The sequence below is a fragment of the Labrys sp. F242 genome, from assembly GCF_057813875.1.
The window spans coordinates 114,619-136,580 of sequence record NZ_JBVASG010000008.1 but is presented as its reverse complement, the minus strand read 5'-3'; the positions used below and the strand labels follow the sequence as shown (position 1 = coordinate 136,580).

At 61.2% G+C, this 21,962-nt stretch carries 20 protein-coding genes and 1 pseudogene; 2 read left to right on the top strand and 19 right to left on the bottom strand.

Annotated features, from left to right (window positions below):
• Nucleotides 1–2 precede the first annotated feature (2 nt).
• The 4 genes from ACZYTC_RS31890 to ACZYTC_RS31875 all read right to left on the bottom strand — a co-directional run bounded on the left by ACZYTC_RS31890 (nucleotide 3) and on the right by ACZYTC_RS31875 (nucleotide 4,630).
• Nucleotides 3–944, bottom strand: coding sequence for an ABC transporter permease (locus tag ACZYTC_RS31890; RefSeq protein WP_441770826.1), 942 nt, complete (start codon nucleotides 942–944; stop codon nucleotides 3–5).
• Nucleotides 945–955: 11 nt separating this feature from the next.
• The gene (locus ACZYTC_RS31885; RefSeq protein WP_488991468.1) at nucleotides 956–2,461 is read right to left on the bottom strand and encodes a sugar ABC transporter ATP-binding protein; all 1,506 of its coding nucleotides are present in this window, start codon (nucleotides 2,459–2,461) and stop codon (nucleotides 956–958) included.
• Between the two features lie 7 nt (nucleotides 2,462–2,468).
• Nucleotides 2,469–3,434, bottom strand: coding sequence for an ABC transporter permease (locus tag ACZYTC_RS31880; RefSeq protein ID WP_434960550.1), 966 nt, complete (start codon nucleotides 3,432–3,434; stop codon nucleotides 2,469–2,471).
• An 83-nt stretch (nucleotides 3,435–3,517) separates the two neighbouring features.
• A complete protein-coding gene (locus ACZYTC_RS31875) occupies nucleotides 3,518–4,630 on the bottom strand; it encodes a sugar ABC transporter substrate-binding protein (RefSeq protein WP_454817588.1) in 1,113 nt (370 codons plus the stop codon).
• Between the two features lie 326 nt (nucleotides 4,631–4,956).
• Here ACZYTC_RS31875 and ACZYTC_RS31870 point away from each other — a divergent pair, with 326 nt between their 5' ends.
• Complete coding sequence (locus tag ACZYTC_RS31870) at nucleotides 4,957–5,598, top strand: TetR/AcrR family transcriptional regulator (RefSeq protein ID WP_434960548.1); 642 nt, start codon at nucleotides 4,957–4,959, stop codon at nucleotides 5,596–5,598.
• Between the two features lie 220 nt (nucleotides 5,599–5,818).
• On the opposite strand, the gene ACZYTC_RS31865 is transcribed toward ACZYTC_RS31870, so the two are convergent.
• From ACZYTC_RS31865 to ACZYTC_RS31825, 9 genes and pseudogenes are all read right to left on the bottom strand, one after another.
• Nucleotides 5,819–7,615 carry a flavin-containing monooxygenase gene (locus ACZYTC_RS31865; RefSeq protein WP_488991467.1) on the bottom strand — a complete coding sequence of 599 codons (1,797 nt, stop codon included), beginning with the start codon at nucleotides 7,613–7,615 and terminating at the stop codon, nucleotides 5,819–5,821.
• Nucleotides 7,616–7,846: 231 nt separating this feature from the next.
• Nucleotides 7,847–8,830, bottom strand: coding sequence for an ABC transporter ATP-binding protein (locus ACZYTC_RS31860; RefSeq protein ID WP_488991466.1), 984 nt, complete (start codon nucleotides 8,828–8,830; stop codon nucleotides 7,847–7,849).
• A 149-nt stretch (nucleotides 8,831–8,979) separates the two neighbouring features.
• Entirely contained in the window at nucleotides 8,980–9,873 is an 894-nt protein-coding gene (locus ACZYTC_RS31855) for a sugar phosphate isomerase/epimerase family protein (protein ID WP_488991465.1), read from the bottom strand.
• 35 nt (nucleotides 9,874–9,908) lie between these two features.
• Nucleotides 9,909–10,354 (bottom strand): annotated as a pseudogene (locus tag ACZYTC_RS31850) (SDR family NAD(P)-dependent oxidoreductase).
• 17 nt (nucleotides 10,355–10,371) lie between these two features.
• The gene (locus ACZYTC_RS31845) at nucleotides 10,372–11,145 is read right to left on the bottom strand and encodes an SDR family NAD(P)-dependent oxidoreductase (protein ID WP_434960544.1); all 774 of its coding nucleotides are present in this window, start codon (nucleotides 11,143–11,145) and stop codon (nucleotides 10,372–10,374) included.
• Nucleotides 11,146–11,194: 49 nt separating this feature from the next.
• A complete protein-coding gene (locus ACZYTC_RS31840) occupies nucleotides 11,195–11,878 on the bottom strand; it encodes a class II aldolase/adducin family protein (protein WP_434960543.1) in 684 nt (227 codons plus the stop codon).
• A 97-nt stretch (nucleotides 11,879–11,975) separates the two neighbouring features.
• Complete coding sequence (locus ACZYTC_RS31835) at nucleotides 11,976–12,731, bottom strand: DeoR/GlpR family DNA-binding transcription regulator (protein ID WP_434960542.1); 756 nt, start codon at nucleotides 12,729–12,731, stop codon at nucleotides 11,976–11,978.
• Nucleotides 12,732–12,767: 36 nt separating this feature from the next.
• Complete coding sequence (locus tag ACZYTC_RS31830; RefSeq protein ID WP_441770571.1) at nucleotides 12,768–14,177, bottom strand: rhamnulokinase; 1,410 nt, start codon at nucleotides 14,175–14,177, stop codon at nucleotides 12,768–12,770.
• Nucleotides 14,178–14,492: 315 nt separating this feature from the next.
• Nucleotides 14,493–14,861: a winged helix-turn-helix transcriptional regulator gene (locus tag ACZYTC_RS31825; RefSeq protein WP_441770570.1), complete on the bottom strand. Its 369-nt coding sequence runs from the start codon at nucleotides 14,859–14,861 to the stop codon at nucleotides 14,493–14,495.
• Nucleotides 14,862–14,987: 126 nt separating this feature from the next.
• Here ACZYTC_RS31825 and ACZYTC_RS31820 point away from each other — a divergent pair, with 126 nt between their 5' ends.
• Complete coding sequence (locus tag ACZYTC_RS31820; protein WP_488991464.1) at nucleotides 14,988–15,821, top strand: enoyl-CoA hydratase/isomerase family protein; 834 nt, start codon at nucleotides 14,988–14,990, stop codon at nucleotides 15,819–15,821.
• Between the two features lie 76 nt (nucleotides 15,822–15,897).
• On the opposite strand, the gene ACZYTC_RS31815 is transcribed toward ACZYTC_RS31820, so the two are convergent.
• From ACZYTC_RS31815 to ACZYTC_RS31790, 6 genes are all read right to left on the bottom strand, one after another.
• Nucleotides 15,898–16,674, bottom strand: a complete 777-nt coding sequence (locus ACZYTC_RS31815) for an L-fucose dehydrogenase (protein WP_488991463.1) — start codon at nucleotides 16,672–16,674, stop codon at nucleotides 15,898–15,900.
• Between the two features lie 10 nt (nucleotides 16,675–16,684).
• On the bottom strand, nucleotides 16,685–17,962 hold the full coding sequence (locus ACZYTC_RS31810) for an L-fuconate dehydratase (protein WP_488991462.1): 1,278 nt from the start codon (nucleotides 17,960–17,962) through the stop codon (nucleotides 16,685–16,687).
• A gap of 20 nt (nucleotides 17,963–17,982) precedes the next feature.
• Nucleotides 17,983–18,231, bottom strand: coding sequence for a fumarylacetoacetate hydrolase family protein (locus ACZYTC_RS31805; RefSeq protein WP_488991461.1), 249 nt, complete (start codon nucleotides 18,229–18,231; stop codon nucleotides 17,983–17,985).
• Nucleotides 18,232–18,256: 25 nt separating this feature from the next.
• Nucleotides 18,257–19,201, bottom strand: a complete 945-nt coding sequence (locus ACZYTC_RS31800; RefSeq protein WP_488991460.1) for an ABC transporter substrate-binding protein — start codon at nucleotides 19,199–19,201, stop codon at nucleotides 18,257–18,259.
• Between the two features lie 67 nt (nucleotides 19,202–19,268).
• On the bottom strand, nucleotides 19,269–20,267 hold the full coding sequence (locus ACZYTC_RS31795; RefSeq protein ID WP_434960534.1) for an ABC transporter permease: 999 nt from the start codon (nucleotides 20,265–20,267) through the stop codon (nucleotides 19,269–19,271).
• Nucleotides 20,267–21,808 carry a sugar ABC transporter ATP-binding protein gene (locus tag ACZYTC_RS31790; protein ID WP_488991459.1) on the bottom strand — a complete coding sequence of 514 codons (1,542 nt, stop codon included), beginning with the start codon at nucleotides 21,806–21,808 and terminating at the stop codon, nucleotides 20,267–20,269. Before ACZYTC_RS31790 ends, ACZYTC_RS31795 begins: the two co-directional genes overlap by 1 nt.
• Nucleotides 21,809–21,962: the final 154 nt, after the last annotated feature.

The window sequence follows — 21,962 nt, the reverse complement described above, 5'->3', positions numbered from 1 at the left end:
GCTTACTTCACGATCCGCATCTTCGAGCGGTCGATGGTGAGGGCGATCGCGACGATGAGCACGATGCCGAAGAAGATCTGCTGGCCCGTCGCGGGGATATTGAGATAGAGCATGCTCGCGCGCACGACGGCCACGATCATCGCGCCGATGAGCGTATTGACGACACCACCGACGCCGCCGGTGAGCGGGGTGCCGCCGACCAGCACCGCTACGATGGCTGGCAGGAGAAAGCCCTCGGCCAGGGTCGGCGAGCCGCCCGACAGCTTGACCGAGAACATGAGCCCCGCGATCGCCGCAAACAGGCCGGAAAGGGCAAAGGCCAGGATCTTGTAGCGCTCGACGCGTATGCCTGATGCGACCGCCGCCAGCTCGCCGGCACCCACGGCCTTCAGCGTGCGCCCGGCAGTCGTCCGGCTTTGAATGAACCAGGCTATCGCAAGCAGTCCCAGCGACACGATCAATTCGTGCGGGATGCCGGCGGTTCTGCCGAACATCCATCCGAACGCCTGGTCCCTCGCCCCTACATCCATGTGCAAGGCACGCTGGCCCGAAGCGAACTGGCCGACGGAAAGGGCAAGGCCGCCAACCGCCAAGGTGGCAATGAAGGAGGGCACCTTGAGCCTCGTCGTCACCAGCCCGGAGACGGCACCGAACAGCAAGCCCACCAGCGCGATCAGGAGTGCGCTGAAGACGCCGAGATAGGGCAGCGACAGGGTGGCGAGCACCGTCGTCATGTTCGCGACGGACTGAGCCGAAAGATCGATGCCGCCGATATAGATGGCGAGCGTCATGCCGAGCGCCATGATGAACAGGGGCGCGATGTCGGCGCCGAGCTCCATCAGGTTCTGCGGCCTGAGGAAGGTCGGATCCATGATGCCGACAAGCAGGATCAGCACGAGAAGCGTGATCCAGGGAAAATGGCGTTTGAGCTGGTGGAGATTCATCACCCTGGCGCTCACGTCATATGATGAAGCAGGTCGTAGAGGGAGGGCTTTGCGCCTGGCTGACAATTGAACCATTTTTGGATCTCGCCATCCTTGACAACGGCTATGGTGTGACTGAGGCCGATGGCCTCTTCGAGTGTGTCGGCGATGAGCACGATGCCCACGCCGTCGGCTGACATCTCCCGGATCATTTCGTAGACATCCTCCTTGGCGCCGATGTCGAGGCCACGCGTGGGATGGTCGAGGAGGATGATGTTCGAGCCGCCACTGCGCCATTTTGCGAGCACGACCTTCTGCTGATTGCCACCCGAAAGGTTTCCGCAATCGGCGTTCTCGGAGGAGGCTTTGATCGACAGGCGCTTGATCCAGTCACGCGCGAGCTTGCGCTCGGAGCCAATGTCCAGAACGCCGGCCTTGGCATAGTTGCCAAGCTGCGAGAGCGTCATGTTCTCGAAGACGTTCATGCCGCCGACGATGCCTTCGATCTTGCGCTCCCTGGGAACATATCCGATGCCGCGGGCGACACCCTGCGAAGGACCGAAGTCGTGCACCTGGCTGCCCTGGACGGCCAATGCGCCCGACTGCATCCGCTCAAGGCCGAAGATCGTGCGCAGGATCGCCTCGCTTCCGCACCCTTCGACCCCGACGAGTGCCAGCACCTCGCCGGCATGCAGTTTGACGGAGATGTCCCGGTAGTGCCCGGGCAGGCTGATCTGGTCCGCCTGCAAGAGCAGCTTCTGAACATCGTAGGGACGCTGCTTTTCTTCCCGGTAATATTCCTGGTTGATGTCGCGGCCGACCATCCGCTGCTGGATGGCTTCGGCCTTGGCCTCGGCGCCTTTGACCACATCGACCACCGCGCCATCCTTGAGCACATAGATGCGATCGGACAGCTCGATGACTTCGTCGAGGCGATGCGAGACGAAGATGAAGGACGCCCGCTTGCGCAGGTCTCGTACCAGGCTGAACAGCAGCCCGATCTCCTCCTTCGAAAGGACCGATGTCGGCTCGTCGAGGAGGATCACGAGATGGCCGTGCACGCGCTCCTCGAGCGTCAGCACCTTCGCCAATTCGACGAGCTGGCGCTGGGCAAAGGAGAGCCTCGAGGTGACCGTCCTGGGGTCGATCTGCAGCTTGACCTTCTTCAACTGCTCGCCCGCCGCCTTCGCCATGCGCTTCCAGTTGATCTTGCCGAAGCGGGCGAACTGCTTCTCGAATCCGAGGAAGATGTTCTCCATCACGGTCAGGTTGGGGATGAGCGACTGCTCCTGGAAGACCATGCCCACGCCGCGATCCATGGCTTCGCGCGGGTTCTGGAAGCGGACGGCCTTGCCGTCGACGAGCACCTCGCCGCCGTCATGCTGGACGGCGCCGTAGATCACCTTCATCAGCGTGGATTTGCCGGCGCCGTTCTCGCCGACGAGCCCGATGATCTCGCCGCGGTCGATCTGGAAATTGATGCCCTTCAGCGCATGGACGCCGGGGAAGCGTTTTTCGACGTTTCGAAGTTCGAACATGGCGCGCCTATTTCACAAAGGCCAGCGATCGACGATCGGTGGACAGATAGACTGCTGTGATGACCAGGAGGCCGAGGACGCCATCCTGCACGTAGCTCGGCAGGCCGATCACCACCATGCCATTGCCGATGACATTGACGATCAGCACGCCGACCAGTGTGTTCCAGACGCCGCCGGCTCCGCCCCAAAGCGCCGTGCCGCCGACGACGACCGATGTGACCGAGACGAACATGAAGTTTCGGCCGGTCACGGTCTCGGCGATGCCGATCTGGGCTACGGCGAGAATGGCTCCGAGGGCGTAGAAGACGCCGGCGATCATGAAACAGATGACCCGTACCCTGGAGACATTGAGCCCCGATGCGTGGGCCAGGTCCTCGCCGCCTCCGACGGCGTAGAAATTTCGTCCGATGGTCGTCTGTGTCTGGATGAACCAGCCGGCGACCACCGCCGCAAGCGCCACATACGCCATCAACGGGAAGCCGCCGAGACGATAGGTGAGCAGCGAGCGAAAGAGAGGATCCTCGACGAGGATGCGGTCACCGCCGGTGATCAGCAGCGAAAGTCCGATGCCGACGAAACCCATCGACAGGCTGGCCATGAACGAAGGAATCTTCAGGCGGACATGGACCAGGCCGGTGATGGCTCCGAAGATTGCCCCGACTGCCATGGCGCCCGGGATCGCCAGCCAGCCCCAGCCGGCAAGGGAACCGCCCAACGCCCCGAACAGCGTGGCAAAGAGCACCGCGCACACCGCAACCGAGCCCTCCATCGACAGATCGATGGAGCCCATCAGGATGACGAACGTCACGCCAACCGCGACCATCAGCGCCGGCGTCGACGAAATCGCGATGCGGGCGAAATTGCGCACCGACAGGAAGTTGGGATTGACGACCGAGAAGAACAACACGAGCGCCAGGAGCACCAGGACGGGTGCCCACTTTTGAATATTGTCCTTGGTGAGCAAGCTATCCATGTCGCGCTCTTGCATCGGAGGGAACGGGACGCGGCCGCATGCCCTCCCCCTGGAGGGCGTGCGGCCGGTGCGGAAGGAAGGGATCAGGACTTGTACTGGATCTGCCCCTTGCTCGGGCCCCAGAAGTCCTTCCAATCATATTTGGGATTGGTGTCGAGATATTTGGCCTTGAATTCCAGGGCGTCCTTGGGCGTGACCAGGATCGTCGGCCCATAGAACTCGCGGTGCTCCTTGGGTTCGCTCGAAGGCTTGAAGGCTCCCGTCGCTGCGTAATAGGCGAGCGCCGCGCTGATGCCGCCGCCCCAGTAGGGGTTGGTGAAGACGGTCGCCAGGATCTGTCCCTTGGCGACGAGTTCCACAGCCTGCTGGTTGCCGTCATAGGAGACGACGGGCATCCCCTCGATGCCCTCGGCACGCAGCGCCTCGAGCACGCCGTAGGCAATCGTGTCGTTGGCGCAGTGAACGCCCTTGATCTCGTCGCCGTAGCGCGTGATGAAGCCGGCCATGACCTGATTTGCCTTCTGCGTATCCCAGTCTGCCGGCTGCGCATCGAGCAGTTGCACGTCGGGATAGTCCTTGAGGGCCTTCTTGAGCCCGTTGAGGCGCTCGATGGCGGGATTGTTGGAGGCGATCCCACCCAGATGAACCACGCCGCCCTTCTTGCCCATGGCGTCCATGAGGATGCGGGCAGTCTGCTCTGCCGGCCCCTCGTCCGACCAGGTCATGTGGGACACGTAGTGGTCGCCGAAGTCCCAGGGATGCAGGTCGTCGGTCTTGTTCCAGATGGTCGAGACATAGGCGCCGGCAGCCGCAACGGCCTCCACCACGGGACGGCAGTTCGGCGCATCGTTCGCATCGATCGCCAGTGCGACCTTGCTGCCGTTCTTGCCGAGCAACGCCTTGACGTCCGCCAGCGACTTTTCGCTGGATCCCTCATTGATGAGGTTGACCAGTGCGGTCTTGGGCAGCCCCAGGCTCTCGACGAAGGCCTCGCCGCCAGAGACGATGTAGTTCCAATAGGGATTGGTCCTGTCTCGATAGCTCCAGGCTATCGTCGGGTTGGATGCTGCCGCCCTTGCGGCAGTCGAACCCAACGCTCCGAGCGTCGCCAACCCGCCCAGACCATAGGCGGATGCCAGGAGCAGATTGCGACGATTGATCGTCTCCTGCTCGATGAATTTCTTGATGAACGACATGTCTTCCTCCCTGCCGACCCTCGCATCGCGCCGCGCTTTTGAGCGCCATTGGACGCTGTCGCGTTCTCGATATTGCACTATCTAGTTACTTCGTTATCGTCGATGTGTCAACGCTGCCGGATGCGCGGGCGCAGCCTCGGATCATTGCGGCAAGGGGAAGCGGGAAAGTGGAAGCGGCACTGGCGCAGCGTCAAAGTAACCAGTAAGTTACCAAAATTCTTGATCGAATCCGCCGACCGGCCGACAAAGCGTAACTGGAAAGAGGCACGCGGCCTCGAGTACCATCACGGACGGCTCCGCATCAGGCGACGCCCAATGAGGTAGGAATGCTCACCAATCCCCCCAAGCGACCCCGGATCCGAGACGCGGAAGCCACGCAAGCAAGAATCCTTGCCGCGGCGAAGAAGGAATTCTCGAAAAACGGACTTGGCGGCGCAAGGGTCGACATCATTGCCGAACGCGCCAAGGCCAACAAGCGCATGATCTATCATTACTTCAAAAGTAAGGAGGATTTATTTCAACGCGTCTTGGAAGACGCCTATTCCGACATACGAACGGCCGAGCAAAAGCTCGATCTGGAACGACTGCCCCCCAAGGATGCGCTTGAGCGCCTAGTGCGATTTACCTGGAATTATTACCTGAAGAACCCGGAATTTCTGACGCTCGTCAACAGCGCCAATCTGCACAAGGCAAAGCACATCAAGAAATCCGAAGTGGTGCGCCAGGTGAGCACGCGCTTTGTCGACATGGTCGGGAAATTGCTTGATCGCGGCGTCGAGACGGGTGAATTCCGGTCAGGCATTGACCCCGTACAACTGAACATCACGATTGCAGCGATCGGATATTACTATTTTACAAATCGCTATACCGGTTCGATTGTCTTTCAACGCGACCTCATGACCCCCGAAGCGCTTGAAGAACGGATCCGTTTCAACGTCGATACCATCATGCGGCTTGTCGAGGCCTGATATCCGGTCTCGAAGACGCTGATCTGCATAGGCGATTTTGGATTTCCCCCGGGACCGCCAGCATCTTGCTGGCTTCCGCCCGCAAAGGTCCCCCGCCCAGGAGCCAGCAAGATACTGGCAGTCCCAGGACGAGGCACTATTGTGCGCCCCGTCCGATGTGGATCTCTCCGCCGTTGCATCGGTCGCGGCGGTCAGCCACCGGCCAGTCTTTTCGCCATCGTCATACCAGATGATGAACCAGCGGCATCCCGAACACCAGCGTGGGCAGGCCTTCCATGCGCGCCTTCAACTGCAATGCGAGATATTGGGAGTAATGGCGGGACTGGTGCAGGTTTCCGCCATGGAACCACAGCCCTTCCTGCCGGGTCGGCTTCCACATGTTGCGCGGTTCACCCTCCCAGGGGCCGGGATCCTTAGTGGTATCGGAGCCGAGCCCCCAGACCTTGCCCACCCTGTCCGCGACCTCCTGCGAAATCAGCCTGGCGGCCCAGCCATTCATGGAGCCATAGCCGGTGGCGTAGACGATGAGATCGGCCGGCAACTCGGTGCCATCGCTGAGCATGACGCCGTTCTGGGTGATTTCGCGGACCCCCACGCCGCTTTTCAGCTTGATGTCCCCGTTCGCAATCAGGTCGGAAGCGCCGACATCGATGTAGTAGCCCGAACCGCGCCGCATATATTTGAGAAAAAGGCCGGATTCATCGTCGCCGAAGTCGAGCAGGAAGCCGACCTTTTCAAGTCTCTCCAGGAGATCGGCATCCGCGGCCTTGATGGACGCGGTCACGGGCCTGAGAATTTCCGGCATGAGCCTGTAGGGCACCGAGGCATTCAACAAATCGGCCTTGTCGGTATCGATGCCCTGCTCGAGCGCGTCCTCCGAATAGAGCCGGCTGGTGCCGAACTGGAAGAGCGCGTCTGAACTCGCGACATGGGTCGAGGTTCGCTGCACCATGGTGACATCGGCGCCCTTCTCCCACAGATCGGCGCAAATATCGTGGGCTGAGTTGTTCGAGCCGATGACGACGCATTTCCTGCCGCTATAGGCATCACTGCTCTTGTAGCGGCTGGAGTGGCATTGTTCGCCTGCAAAAAGCTCCATGCCGGGAAATGCAGGTTCATTGGGAATACCGGACATGCCGGTCGCCAAAATGAGGTGCTTGGGCGTGAGCGTAACCGGCTTGCCCTCGCGCGAGACTTCCACGGTCCATTGCCCTCGCGCGGCATCGAAGGATGCCTTCCGACAAGGAGAGGAACTCCAGACATTGAGTTCCATCACCTTGGCATAGGCTTCGAGCCAGTCAGCCATCTTGTCCTTGGGCGTATAAACCGGCCAGTCATCGGGGAAAGGCAGATAGGGCATGTGGTCGTACCAGACCGGATCGTGAAGGCAGAGCGACTTGTAGCGCTTGCGCCATGAATCGCCCGGTCTCTCATGGGCCTCGACGATGAGGGTCGGCACACCGAGACGCTTAAGCCGGGCCCCGAGGGCCAGGCCGCCCTGCCCGGCTCCGACGATCACGCAATAGGGCTGGGTCTCGGTGCCCAGGAGGCTCTCTTCCTCCTGCCGTCGCTCCAGCCAGGTCTGCCGATCGCGGTGTACGCCATGCTGGGCACCCATGACGCGGCGGCGCCCTTTCTTTTCTTCGAATCCCTTCAGTTCCTCCATCGAGGTCAGCAGCGTCCAGCACAGATCGCCCTTGAGGCGGATATAGCCGCGACAGCGCGCTTCGCCGGTTTCAAACGTGAAAAATCCTTCGATGACGCCGTCGGTTTCCGACACCTCGTCCTGCACGGCAAAGGCGCTGGGCCGCGTGCGCGCCAAGGTCGCATCGATCAGGCCGCCGACGCCTTCCCTGCCCTCAGCCGTGTAAAGGTTCCAGGTGAACGCCAGCAGATCGCGCCAGTAGCAATCCTCCGCGAACAGAGCGAGGAGCCCGGATTTGTCGGCAGCAGCCGCGGCGAGAGCAAAGCGATCCAGCCACCTCGAAAGCTGGCCCTTTGCATCTGATCTACTCATGGCATTTCATCCCTATGGTTTTTCAAAGCGCGCCTCATTGTGATCCGGGCGCCCGCAAAAAGCGGCGATTTAACAACGCATACCGGCAATCCGTATCGCCAAAAGGCCGTTATGCAGACGTAATACTATGGATTCTTCTCGCACCTCGTTCTTTCAGTACCAAATGGAGGTGATCACAAAGTATGTGTCAAGTAACTCTGAAACCGAAATCGATCGGGAAGGAATTGCGCATCATGCGGCAATGGCCACATCGTGCTCATCGAAGAGATGCACGCGGGACACATCAGGCGTGAGGAAGATCCTATCGCCGGTCTTGAAGCACCTTTCTCCCACGGCGCGCACGGTAATGGTTCCGAGCGATGGCACGTCGACATAGAGCAGGGCGTCGCTGCCGAGTTGCTTCTCCAGGGACACCGTGCCGTCCCACAGCCCAGCATCGGGGGAATAGAGAACGTGCTCGGGGCGGACGCCGAAGGTCATCTTCTGGTCCAGCCGGGTGCCCCGCCCATCCGGCAGAGCGACTTTCGAGCCACCGGCGAGCTCCAACTCCTTGTCGCCGCTCGGCATCGCCGGCACGAAGTTCATCTTGAGCGAGCCGATGAAGCTTGCGACGAAAAGGTTGGCGGCACGGTCATAGAGTTCGAGCGGCGTGCTGAACTGCTCGGCATTGCCCGCCCGCAGCACCACGATGCGATCGGCCATCGTCATGGCCTCGACCTGGCCGTGAGTGACATAGATCATCGTGGTGCGAAGGGTGCGATGCTGCCGGACCGGTTCGATGCGCATCTGCACGCGCAAGGCCGCGTCGAGATTCGACAAGGGTTCGTCGAACGGGAAGGCCGTGGACGAGCGCACGATGGCCCGCCCGATCGCCACCTTGCTGGCGATTTCCTGCTTGGGCATGCCGGCGATCTTCAGGCCGAAGCCGATATTGTCACACACGCTCATATGCGGATAGAGCGCGTAGGACTGGAAGACCATGGCAATACGACGGTCCGCCGGCGCGAGCCGGGAGACATCCGTGCCGTCGATCAGCACGCGGCCGTCCGACAGCTGCTCCAGGCCGGTGATCAGCCGGAGCAGCGACGACTTCCCGCAGCCCGACGGGCCGACGAACACCACGAGCTCGCCGTCCTTCCCCTCCAGGCTGACGTCGGAGACGATCTGATGGGACCCATATTTCTTGCTGACACGGTCGAACTGAATGCTTCCCACGGTCACCTCCTGATGGCTCACACCGAGAGTCATTGAAAATGGCTCTTGGTTCCGTCTCACGATTTTCGCCAAGCCTTTGATTTGGCATCGAAAATCGCGAGGTGCTCAAGTCGCGTATGCATCAGCATCTTCGCGACTTGGTATCCGATCTAGACGAGGCTGCTGCGGCCGCGCTTTTCGGTCTCATAGGCGGCCTTGAGATGGGCTTGCGTGAAGATCTTGGCATGAGCGGCGAGGTCGTCGCCGTCGTCCCACAGTTCACGCCAGATGCCGAGAATACCTTCGAGAGGCTGGCCGACGACCCGGGAGGAGAAGGATTCGAAGGTGATCGGTCCCTGGTAATTGGCCTTGGCGAGGGCGCGGAAGATCATCTTGAAATCGATCGACCCCGTCCCGAGATAGCCTCGATTTGAATCGCCGGTGTGGAAATAGCCGAGCAGCGGTCCGGTCTCGACGATGGCGGCGGCGACGTCGGCCTCCTCGATGTTCATGTGGTAGCAGTCGAGATGGACCTTCACATTCGGGGCGCCGATGCGCTTGCACATCTCGACCGCCTGCGCCGCCGTGTTGAGGACGTTGCTCTCATAGCGGTTGACCACCTCCAGCCCGAGGGTGATATCGCTCTTGGCCGCCTGCTCGGCGACGCGCTGCAGGACCTCGACGGCGCGGGCGACACCATCCTTTGTGGGCGGCACGGCATATTTCTGGAACGCCGAATAGATGATCCCGCAGATATGCGTGCCCTTTAGGTCTCGGGCGATGGAGACGATGTCGAGAAGGCGCCGTTCGCCGCGCTTGGCCATCTCGGGGTCGCCATTCGAGATATCGGTGGTGGCATCGAGGCCGAGGGAGAAGGTGATGCCGACATTGGCTTTCTCGAGTTCGCGCCGCGTGAAATCCACGTCGAATACGCTCGGATCGAGGGCCGGCGCTTCGATGATGTCATAGCCCAGTTCCGCCGTCTTCCCGATGGCGCGAGCGCACTGTTCGTGGCTCCAGCCGGGTGTCCAGACAAAGGCGTGCAGTCCCAGTTTATTGTTCACGATGCTGGTCTTTCTTTCAGCGGAGGTTGATGGTTTCAGTGGAAGATGATGCCGCCGCAGACGTTGAGCGCCTGCCCGGTGATGAAGGATGCATCATCGGATGCGAAAAAGGCGACGGAGCCGACGACATCCTCAGGATATCCCAGGCGCCCGAGCATGGTCTTCTCGATGACTTTCTTGAGCGACTCTTCGTCCCGATAATTGTTGCGGCCCATGTCGGTGTCGATGATGCCGGGGCAGACCGCATTGACGGTGATGCCGTCGAGGCCGACCTCCATGGCCAGGATGTGGGTGAAGCTGATCACCGCAGCCTTGCAGGAACAGTAATGCGCCCGGCCTTGCGCTGCCGGGAATGGCCAAGCAGGGCCTTGGTCACCATGAAGGTGCCCTTGGTGTTGACGTCGTACATGCGGTCCCACGCGTCAGGCTCGATATCCTCGACCTTGTGGACCGACAGGACACCCGCATTGTTGACCAGCACATCAATGGTGCCGCATGTCACCAGCAGGTGAACCCGCCGTCTGCCACCACCGTGGTTCCCGTCATCAGGCTGGAAGCATCACAGGCCAGGAAATGCACCACCGATGCGATCTCGTCCGGCTTGCCGAGGCGGTGCATCGGCGTGTCGCGCAGCCAGACATCGATCATGCCGTCATTGTCGTGCCGGTACATTGTCATCGCCGTCTCGATATAGGTCGGCGCCACCGCATTGACCCGTACGCCACGATCGGCCCATTCCGCAGCCAGAGACGAGGTCATCTGGTGTACCGCGGCCTTGGCCGCATTGTAGTAGGTCTGCTTTTGAGGGCGGTTCGAAATCAGGCCGGACATCGAGCCGATATTCACGATAGCCCCCCGCCCCGCCTTGAGCATGTGGCGGCCGAACGCGCGATTGCACCAGAAAACGCCATTGTAGTTCACGTCGTTCACGTGCAGCCAGTGCTCGTCGGTCACATCCTCGGCCGCCGTTCCCGAACGGGCAATGCCCGCATTGGCAACGAGGATGTCGACCCGGCCATGGTCCCGCACAATGTCGCCGGCCAGGGCATCAACCTCGGCGGGCTTGGTCACGTCGACCTGGCGCACATCGACTTCATAGCCCCTGCGCGCCAGTTCCGCCTGCCCTTCGGCGGCGATCGACAGGTCGATGTCCGCGATGACGACTTTTGCGCCGTTTTCCAACAAAGCCTCTGCGCAACTCAGGCCAATGCCACGTCCCCCGCCGGTGACGACGGCAACCCGGCCGTCAAGACGGAACTTGCGCACATACATGGGATCCTCCCGTTTGCGGATATTATGGCAATGCAGGTCGAGCCCGCTCTTATTCGGCAGGCCGATCGAGGAAGGGATGGCGTCCGGGCTGGGCGAATTTGGTGCGGCGGATATCGAGAAGCCTCTCGATCTGCTCGGCGTTGAATTCCTTCGCGCCGCCATAATGGGCCGCGAGGTAGACGACCTTGGCGTAATAATCGAGCGCTTCCATCTTGAAATAGGCACTGGTGAGATCGTGCCCGTAGGACAGCGCGCCATGGTTTTCCAGGAGCAGGGCGTCATATCGGTCGAGATAGGGAGCGATCGCATCGGACAATTCGCTCGTCGAGGGCAGCGCATAGGGCGTCAGAGGCACCTCGCCGAGGAACATGGTGGATTCGGGCATGATCTGCTGCGTGATCGGCTTGCCGCAGATGGCGTGAACGGTGGCATAGAGGGGATGGGCGTGCACGACGGCCCGGACATCAGGACGACGGTCGTAGACGCAGAGATGCATCTTGATTTCGGTCGAGGGACGAAAACCCCTGTCTTCGAGAAGAGCGCCCTGCCGGTCGATCCGGCAGATCATGTCAGGCGTCATGAACCCCTTGGAGACGCTGGTCGGGGTGCACAGCAAGGTGCCGTCATCCAGGAGAACCGAGAAGTTGCCGTCATTGGCGGCGCCCATCTCGCGCGCATAAGCGCGCCGCCCGATTTCACAGATATATTCGCGCAATCGCAGATCGTCTTGCATGCCGGGCACCTCATTGGTCGCCCCAAGTTTTCGTATATTCGGTCAAAAAGTCAATAATTCAGACATTATATTTTCTGTGTTTGTCCGATTATATCCATTACACGATCAGCTTCACCTGGTTCCTTTCGAACAATTCGCGCCATTCCGGCGATGGCTCCCGGTCCGTGACCACGAAATCGATGGGTCCGAAGCCGCAAATGCTAATCAGGGCCGTCTTGTCGAATTTCTCGCTGTCGACGAGGAGGCAAACCCGTTGTGCGCTCTCGATGAAGGCGCGCTTCACGTCCGCATCGGCCATGTTCGCCTCCATGAGACCGCCGGTCAGCGAGATTGCCTTGCAACTGATCAGGGCGACATCCGCATTGAACTGGGCGATGGTCTGGCCGGCCAGCGGGCCGACGAAGGTCATCGAGCGGCGCCGCAATTCTCCACCGACCGACATGATCGTGTAGGGGGGCAGGCTGGGGTCCGACAGGATGCGTACGGAATTGGTAATGAGGGTCAAATCCCGCCGGTTGCCAATCGCTCTCAAAGTCTCATAGGCCGTCGAGGACGAATCCATCATCACCGCGTCGCCGTCCCTGACGAGCGTCGATGCCTTCCCGGCGATCGAGCGCTTGGCTTCGATGTTGATGAGATGCCGTGTCCGATAAGGCAGGTCTTCGGCTTCGCCCTGGAGTGCGATCGCGCCCCCATGCGTCCGGCTGAGGAGGCCCTCTTTTTCGAGCTTGTTGAGATCGCGCCGTATGGTCTCTTCGGTGACCCCCAGTTCCTGGCTGAGTTCGGCCACCACAACGCTGCGGTTGCGGGTGACAAGGTCGAGTATCCTGGTTTTTCGCTCAACCGCCAACATGCATCACCGGATCACCTGACCAAATATCGGAACGTTTCAGACAAGATCGCGAATGTCCGCGGACTGTTCAACCAGAGCCCGCCCTTCTTCCAATGATTTTATCTGGCCCAGGCCAAGGAGCTGAACCAAGGCATTGCCCCAGGAACTCGCTTCGGCTGGACCGATCCGCACGGTCTTTCCGGCACGGGCGGCGATCCTGTCACACAGAACTGCATCCCGCACGCCACCGCCACACAAAGTGAGGCTCGGCAGCGGACGGCCCGTCAGCTTCTCGATCGTCTTGACCGCAGAACCGATTTCTGCGGCCAAGCCATTATAGACGGCCAGCGCCAGGCCTCCGAGGTCGTAGGGAGGAAAGGTGCCGTTCCGCGCACATGATCGGCGGATCGCCTCGATGATGTCCGGGGGATTGAAGAAGAGCGGATCGGATGGATCGATGGCGGGCGTATCATCCAGGGCAGCGGCTCTCGTGACTTCATCGGCGATCCCGGCAAACGTCACCGGCCGGCCGTGGCGCTGCTGCCAGGCAGCCCGCAATTTCTGGATGAGATGCAGGCCGTTCAGGCTCTTGACCAGGAAGGTACGGCCGAGAATGCCGCCCTCATTCCCGAAGCCTGAGGCCCGCACGCCATCATCGAGATCGGGCACACGCCGCTCCAGGCCGATCAGGGACCATGATCCGCAGATCACGAAGCCGCCGCCATCGGTTAGATCGAGCGCCGCTACCGCGCTGGCCGTATCATGGGCCGCGACCGAGATCACCGGAACCGGCCCCAATCCCAGCCTGTCGGCAAGTTCACCGCGCAGCGTGCCATAGACCTCGGCAGGGCGAATGATGGGCTGCAGTAGCTGCCGCGGCAGACCGAGCCTTTGGCAAAGCTCGGTACTCCAATCTTCCGTACGGGCATCGACGAGCCCGGACGTGCGCGCCAGGCTCAGTTCGGACCGCAGGTTCCCGGTCAGATGGTAATTGACGACATCGGCCATCATCAGAAGGCCGCGGCTCTTTGCCAGTTCATCGGGGCCATGCCGAGCCTGGTCGAAAAGCTGGCAAATCGTATTGACAGGCAGGTCCTGCGCGCCCGAGATCGCGTAGAGCTCTTCCGGGGCGAGCCGCAAGGCTTCCCGTCCGCGCTGCGAGCGCGGATGGCGGTAGTGATAGGGCTCTCCTACCAGCCCGCCGGCATGATCCAGCAACGCATAGTCCAGGCCCCAGCTGTCCACGCCGATGGAATCGAGCGAACCGACCTCGACCCTGCACCGGCGCAGGCTCTCCTCGATCTCATCGAAAAGGCACGGGAGGGACCAATGAGGGCCGTCGTCCCTTTCGACCGCATAGCCGTCGAAGCGGTGAATTTCGTCGAGCCGTAGCTGGCGGTTCTCAAACGTAGCCAGCATCGCACGGCCGCTGCCGGCTCCAAGGTCAAGTACGAGACAACGCGTCATCGCCTCTTTCCGATTTCCAACCTTCCGCGATAAACAACATTATCGGGCAGACTCGACAGGTCGATTGTTGTCAAAAGTCCGAATTAGACATTAGAGCCCAACGCAGCCGACCAGCAACCGACAATTGCCGATTAGGCGGGATGATTGGGAGGTCCTTTTGATCGGAGGGAGAGCTTCTTCTCTTTCGCATCGTGACCCAACCAGGATGGAGGTTGCCTCTAGCCATCGCGGACCGGCTCATCCAGCGGACGATGGCATGACCGGCCACCAGGTGTGGGAACGGCCCGCTGGTGCATTCTGAGGCGGAGCGGCAATTCAATCGCTCGCTGAAAGTACGTCATAGCTGCGCTGGCAATCCTGAATCACGCCCATGTTCTCGACGGTCCAGTCGAACAGGGTGGCAAATGGGCCCTGCAATGATTGGCCCAGCGGTGTCAGCGCATACTCGACGCCGAGCACGCGGCCAGACAACACTCGGCGGGTCACCATGCCATTGCGCTCCAGCTTGCGCAGTGTCTGAGTCAGCACGCGCTGCGTGACCCCATCAAGACGGCGCTTGATCGCATTGAAGCGACGTGGCTCCCGCAGCACCGCCAGCACCATCATCGACCATTTGTCGGCGATCTGATCGAGGATCACGCGGCTCGGGCAGTCGGCACGGTAGATCGGATCGGTGTCATCCATCGGTATCCTCCGGCATCCCTGGGATGCTTCAGGTGCGTAATTGACGCTAGGTATCCAATGAATACCATATGATCAAAGGCGTGAAAGTCCAACGCCCGGTATTCCCCGAAACAAAGAGAAGTAGATATGACAGACGCAGACTTCAGCAAGCTCCGCATTTCCCAGGCGGATGGCGTCGCGACGATCACGATCGACAATCCGCCGGTCAACGTCCTCGATGTGACTCTGATGGGCGAAATCCGCCGCCTGCTCCTGTCATTGCGCAACGATCCAAACACGCGCGTGCTGGTTTTCCAGAGCGCCGATCCAGAGTTCTTCATCGCCCATGTCGACATGACATTGATCGACGAACCGCATGCCTTCGACGAGCTCGTGCGCGATGCTCCTGACGGGCTCAACCCATTCCAGGCGTTCGGCGAACTCCTACGGGAGCAGCCGCAGGTGACCATCGTCAAGCTCTCCGGGCTGGCCCGAGGCGGCGGCGCAGAGTTCGTTGCGGCAGCCGACATGGCGTTCGCCGCCCAGGACCGAGCAGGGCTCGCGCAGTGCGAGGCGTTGATGGGCATCACCCCGGGGGGCGGCGCCACCCAATATCTATCCAGTCGGATGACGCGCGGTCGCGCTCTCGAGGTGATCCTAGGCGGCGATCTCACCGATGCCGCGATGGCGGAGCGCTACGGATGGATCAACCGAGCCTTGCCGGCGGCAGAGCTTGACGATTTCGTCGATCGGCTGGCGCGCAACATCGCCGCGTTGCCCGAAGGCGTCGTCGCCGCCGCCAAGCAAGCCGTGCCTGTGACAGACCTGCAAGAAGGCTTTCGCCGTGAGCATGACGCCTGGACCGGACTTTTCGAACGCCCCGCAGCCGAAAAGCTGATCCGGGGCGGCCTGCGGGCCGGCGCACAGACCAAGGACGGCGAGCGCAATCTCGAAGGCTTGCTCCGCGCCCTGGCCATCTGACCTGCGCCGCTACGATCTGCGCTGATCCTTGGTCAGACTGAATGCCTGCCCTCACCGCTCCGCCAAAACGACCTTATCATACCAGAGCGCGATCGAGATGCACGTAACCGCCGTCGACGAAGAGCCATTGGCCCGTGGTATGGCTGGAGGCATCGGACAGGAGGAAAATCACCGTATTGGCGATTTCCTCGGCCGCCGTCATGCGCTTGCCGAGCGGGATACGGCGCGTGATGTCCTGCAACCGCGCTTGCGGATCCTCAAAAGTGTTCAACCAACGCTCATAAAGCGGCGTCATCACCTCGGCGGGGATGACGGCATTGACGCGAATGCCGTCCTCTCGCAACGCCGCCGCCCATTCGCGGGTGAGCGCCAGTTGCGCGCCTTTCGCGGCCGTGTAGCCGCTCGTATTGCCCTGCCCCGTCAACGCCGTCTTCGAGGAAATATTGACGATCGAGCCTCTCGAAAGCCGCAATGCAGGCAGGCAATGATGGGCAAGGGTATAGTAGTGGATGAGATTGCGCTCCAGCGACGCACGGAAATCGGCCGGCCCCGCCTCCAGGCCAACACCGTCGTTTGCACCGGCATTATTGACCAAGCCATCAATTTTACCGAAGGCGTTGTAGGCCTCCGCGACGGCCATTTCGCAGGCCTGGTCTTGCGTCAGATCGGTCCTCACGAACAGGGCCGCGGGTGAAGCCTCGCGGAGGCGCCTTTCGAAATCAGCGTCCAGCGGGCTGCGCCCGAAAATGACGGGAATCGCGCCCTCTGCCGCAAGCCCCAGCGTAATCGCCCCACCGATCCCGGCGCCACCGCCGGTCACGATGAAGACTTTGTCTTTCAGACCAAGATCCATTCGTCTCTCCTCAACCGCGAAAGCGGAAATCTGAAAGGGTCTGTTCCTTCATCTCGATCGAGAACCCCGGTTCGCACGGCGGCATATAGGCAGCTCCCTGGATGATGCAGGGATCCTTGAAATGCTCGTGGAGGTGGTCGACGAACTCGATCACCCGCCCGTCCCGCGAACCGGAGACGACGAGATAATCGATCATCGACAGATGCTGCACATATTCGCACAGGCCGACGCCGCCGGCATGAGGGCAGACGAGAAGCTTGTATTTCGCTGCCATGAGCAGCACGGCGAGAACCTCGTTGATGCCGCCGATGCGGCAGGCGTCGATCTGCACGACATCGATGGCGCCGCGCATGATGAACTGCTTGAACATAACGCGGTTCTGGCACATCTCGCCGGTCGCGACCTGTACCGGGGCCACGGCTTCCCGGATCCTGCGATGCCCCTCGACATCGTCGGGACTGGTGGGCTCCTCGATGAACCAAGGCTTGACGAAGCTGAGCTTCTTCACCCAGTCGATCGCCTGGTCGACTTCCCAGACCTGATTGGCGTCGATCATCAGCTTGACATTGGGGCCGACGGCTTCGCGTGCGATGCTCAGGCGGCGAATATCATCTTCGAGATCGCGCCCGACCTTCAACTTGATGTGGTTGAAGCCGGCCTCGACAGCCTCCTTGGCAAGGCGGCGCAGCTTCTCGTCGCTATAACCGAGCCAGCCGGCAGATGTCGTATAGCAGGGATAGCCTTCCTGCTGCAGCGTCTGGAGGCGCTCGGCCTTGCCCTGCTCGAGCCCACGCAGGAGGTCGATCGCCTCCTCGGGCGTGATGCAGTCCGTGATGTAGCGAAAGTCGATGCAGCGCACGAACTCTTCCGGCGTCATGTCCGCGACGAGCCGCCAGACAGGCTTCTTCTCGATCTTCGCCCAAAGATCCCAGACCGCATTGACCACGGCACCGGTGGCAAGGTGGATCGCACCCTTGTCCGGACCGATCCAGCGCAACTGGCTGTCGGAGGTCATGTGACGCCAGAAGGCGCCCATGTCCTTGGTGACCACGTCCATGTCGAGCCCCACGACGAGATGCCGAAGCGCCTCGATGGCCGCGCAGCAGATTTCATTGCCGCGACCGATGGTGAAGGTAAGGCCGTGCCCCGCGAGCCCGCCCGTATCCGTTTCCAGGATCACATAGGCAGCCGAATAATCGGGATCGGGATTCATCGCATCCGAACCGTCGAGATGCTGCGAGGTCGGAAAGCGCAGATCGAGGACCTGCATGCCGGTGATGATGGTCATGAAAACTATTCCTTGGAAGATCAGGCCGCGACGATGCGCTGTTTGCGTTCGCCCAAGCCCTCGATGCCCCGTGAAACGATTTGGCCGGGCTGCAGATGGACGGGCGGTTGCTGACCAAGACCGACGCCCGGCGGCATGCCGGTCGAGATAATGTCACCCATCTGCAGGCGCAGGAAGCGGGAACGACAGGAAATCATGTAACGGACGGCGCAGATCATGGTCTTGGCTCTGCCTTGAGCAGATTGAAGCGGGACGATGCTTCGGCGCACCGCCCCGTAATTGAGGGAGCCATACTCAATCGTAGAGGACCGCCTTGATTTCCGGCTGATCGATGTTGCTCTTGTCGTAATAGTAGAAACCGGTATCGATCTTCGGTGGCAATGTCTCGCCCTTGAGGGCCTTGACCGCCGCCTCTACCGTCCTGTAGCCGATGCCGACTGGATTCTGAGTGATGGCACCAGCCATCACGCCGTCGCGAATGGCCTTGATCTGGGCAGCACCGGAATCATAACCGATCACGACGAGCTTCCTGCCTGCTTCACTCACGCCATTGACCACGCCGATGGCCGAGCCTTCGTTCGAGCCGAAAATCCCCTTGAGATCGGGATTGGCCTGCAGGATCGACTTGGTGATCTCGGTCGATTTGAGCTGGTCACCGTCGCCATATTGAATGGAGACGATCTCGATCTTGGGGTAGGCTTCCTTCATGCGGTTGACGAAACCGTCACGCCGGTCGATGCCGGTCCGGCTGGTCTGATCGTGCACCACCAGCGCGATCTTGCCTTCATTGCCGATGAGCGCGGCCATCTTGTCGGCGGCCAGCGCCGCTGCAGCCTGGTTGTCCGTGGCGGCAGTGCTGAGCGGAATCGGGCTGTCGACGCCGGAGTCGAAGGCGATCACCGGGATTTTGGCATCCGCCGCCTGCTGCAAGAGCGGCACAGCGGCCTGACTGTCGAGTGCAGCAAAGCCGATCGCTGACGGTTTGCGCGAGAGGGCAGCGGCGAGCATGTCGATCTGCTTGTCGACCTGGGTTTCCGATTCCGGCCCTTCGAACGTCACCTTGACGTTGAAATCCTTGGCCGCCTTGTCGGCACCGGCCTTGACGGCCTGCCAGAACTGATGCTGGAAGCCCTTCGAAATCAACGCGACATAAGGCTGGTCGGCAGCCTGGGCCGCGGGAGCCAAGCCGGCAAGCGCTAATGCGGCGGCCGCTCCGAGCATCATGCGTCTGGTGATCATGGACGTCTCCTTCCTAGGTTATGAGGGTCTTGAGCTTTTCACTCTTTGGTCCGGCACGCCCGCGCGCCTATTGCCGACGCTGGCGCAGCATGTCGAAGAAAACGGCGAGGATGATGATCGAGCCGGTGGCGACGAACTGCCATTCCTGCGGCACCGACATGATGCGCAAGCCATTGGACAGGACGCTGGTGATCAAGGCTCCGATGAGCGTCCCCAGAATGGTGCCCCGCCCGCCGCTGAGCGAGGTACCACCGATGACGACGGCCGCGATGGCATCGAGTTCGTAGCCCTGGCCGAGTGCCGGCTGGGCCGAGTTGAGACGCGAGGAAAGCAGAATGCCGGCAATGCCGCAGATACCACCCGCAAGGGCATAGATGGCGATCTTCCAGGCGTCGACATTGACACCCGACAGGCGCACGGCCTCCTCGTTGGATCCCAATGCGAAGGTAAAGCGGCCGAGGATGGTGCGGCCAAGGATGAAGCTGGTGACGATCGCCACGGCGAACAGCACCAGCACGCCATTGGGCAGCGGCAAGCCTGGAACGACATCGCCGACCAGCGAACCCAGCGAGATCTTGCTGTAGCCCGGCGTCGAGTTGAAATAGATCGGCTTGGTTCCCGAAATCAGCAGGGCAGCTCCCTTGAGCACCAGCATCATGCCAAGCGTCGCGATGAAAGGCGGGATCTTCAGCTTGGCGACGAGCGTCCCGGAAAAAATGCCTACCGCCGCGCCTGCCAGGATCGTGCCGATCACGCCCACGGCCAGCGGCATCTGCCCCCATGTGAGGATCACGCCGGCAATGACGGCGCAAAAGGACATCAGCGTGCCGATCGACAGATCGATGCCACCGGTGATGATCACCAGGGTAGCGGCGATGGCCAGCACGCCATTCACCGTGGTCTGCTGCAGGATGGCAACGAAATTCGACGATTGCAGGAAGCTGTCGGGTCGCAATATCCCGAAAACCGCCACGAGCGCGATCAGGCTCGCGAAAGCCAGCAATTTTTGCTGCGCGTCGGCGAAGCGCTTGGAAGTAGGCGCGCCGGCTGCTGTCGTACTGCTCATCAATGTCCTCCCCGATGGTCGCCTTGCGCTATTTCGGCTGCCACGCCGCCATGGCGTTGGGTTGCCAGGCGCATGATTTCTTCCTGCGAGGCGCCTCCCGGCAGCATGCCGGTCAAGCGGCCCTCGCACATCACCGCGATGCGGTGACTCAGCCGAACCACCTCCGGCAATTCGGAGGAGATCACGATGATCGCCTTCCCCTCCGCCGCGAGGGCGTTGAGCAGTTTGTAGATCTCGCTCTTGGCGCCGATATCGATGCCCCGCGTCGGCTCGTCGAAAATGAGGAGGTCGCAGTCACGCAGCAGCCATTTGGCGATGACGACCTTCTGCTGATTGCCGCCTGACAGCAGGCGCACGGTCTGGCGGTCCGACGGCGTCTTGATGGCAAGACTCGCCATGTAGTCCGCCGCCACCTGGCGCATCGCCCCTTCCCTGAGCATGCCTCCCGCAGTGATGAAGCGCCTCATGCTGGCAAGGACGACGTTGTTTCGCACGTCCATGCCGAGGGCGAGGCCAAAACGCTTTCGATCTTCCGACAGATAACCGATGCCGGCCCTCACGGCGTCTTGCGGCGTGTGGATGGAGACTTTGCGCCCATGCATGAAGATCTCGCCGGCCTCGCGGCGGTCTGCTCCGAAAATAGCACGCGCAACCTCGGTGCGCCCGGCTCCCATCAACCCGGCGAAGCCGAGGATCTCCCCTTTCCTGATCGCGAAGCTGACGTCCCGGATTTCGCGCCCGCGCCGCAGCCCCACCACCTTGAGCACTTCCGGCGCGGCGCCGAGGTCGGGGAAAACGGGTGTTTCGTCCTGCAGCGTACGGCCAACCATCATGGAGATGATGGTTTCAAGCGGCGTTGTCGCCGCAGGCACGGTGGCGACATATTCCCCGTCGCGCATCACCGTGACCTTGTCGGCAATGCGCTTGATCTCGTCCATCTTGTGGGAAATGTAGACGATGGCGACACCGTCTGCCTTCAGCCTGGCAATGATGGCGAAGAGTTCGGCGATCTCGGCATCATTGAGCGCCGCCGTCGGCTCATCCATGATCAGGATGCGCGAATTGAAGGACAGCGCCTTGGCGATTTCCACCATCTGCTGGCGCGCGACCGTCAAGCTGCCGACCGGCGTGCGCGGATCGAGTTGCAGATTCATTTCCGCGAAGATCGTTGCCGCCTGGGCATTTAGCTTGGCTTCGTCCAGCAGCAGGCCGGCTGCCTTGCGCGGCTCGCGACCGATGAAGATGTTCTGGGCGGCGGTCAGGTCATTCATCAGGTTGAGTTCCTGGTGAATGATGCAGATGCCCAGGGTCTGCGCCTGTTTGGGCGAGGTTATGGTGACCGGCCTGCCATCGAGCAGGATCTCGCCCGCATCAGGCGTGTAGATGCCGGAAAGGATCTTCATCAGGGTCGATTTGCCGGCCCCGTTCTCGCCCATCAACGCATGGACCTCGCCGCGCATGAGCTCCAGCCGCGCTTGACGAAGGGCATGCACACCGGGGAACGTCTTCTCAATTGCCGTCATCGAGACGATTGCGTTCATGACCTCTGGTCCGTGTGGCTTGCGCAAAAATGAGAGGCGATACAGCTAGGCACGAGTCTACCTGCCGAGGATCGAGATCCCGGCTCCAGTACTTTGGCTTTACTTGCGAGATCGGCTCGAACGAGATCCAAGCCCCGTTGCTGACGGGGACCGA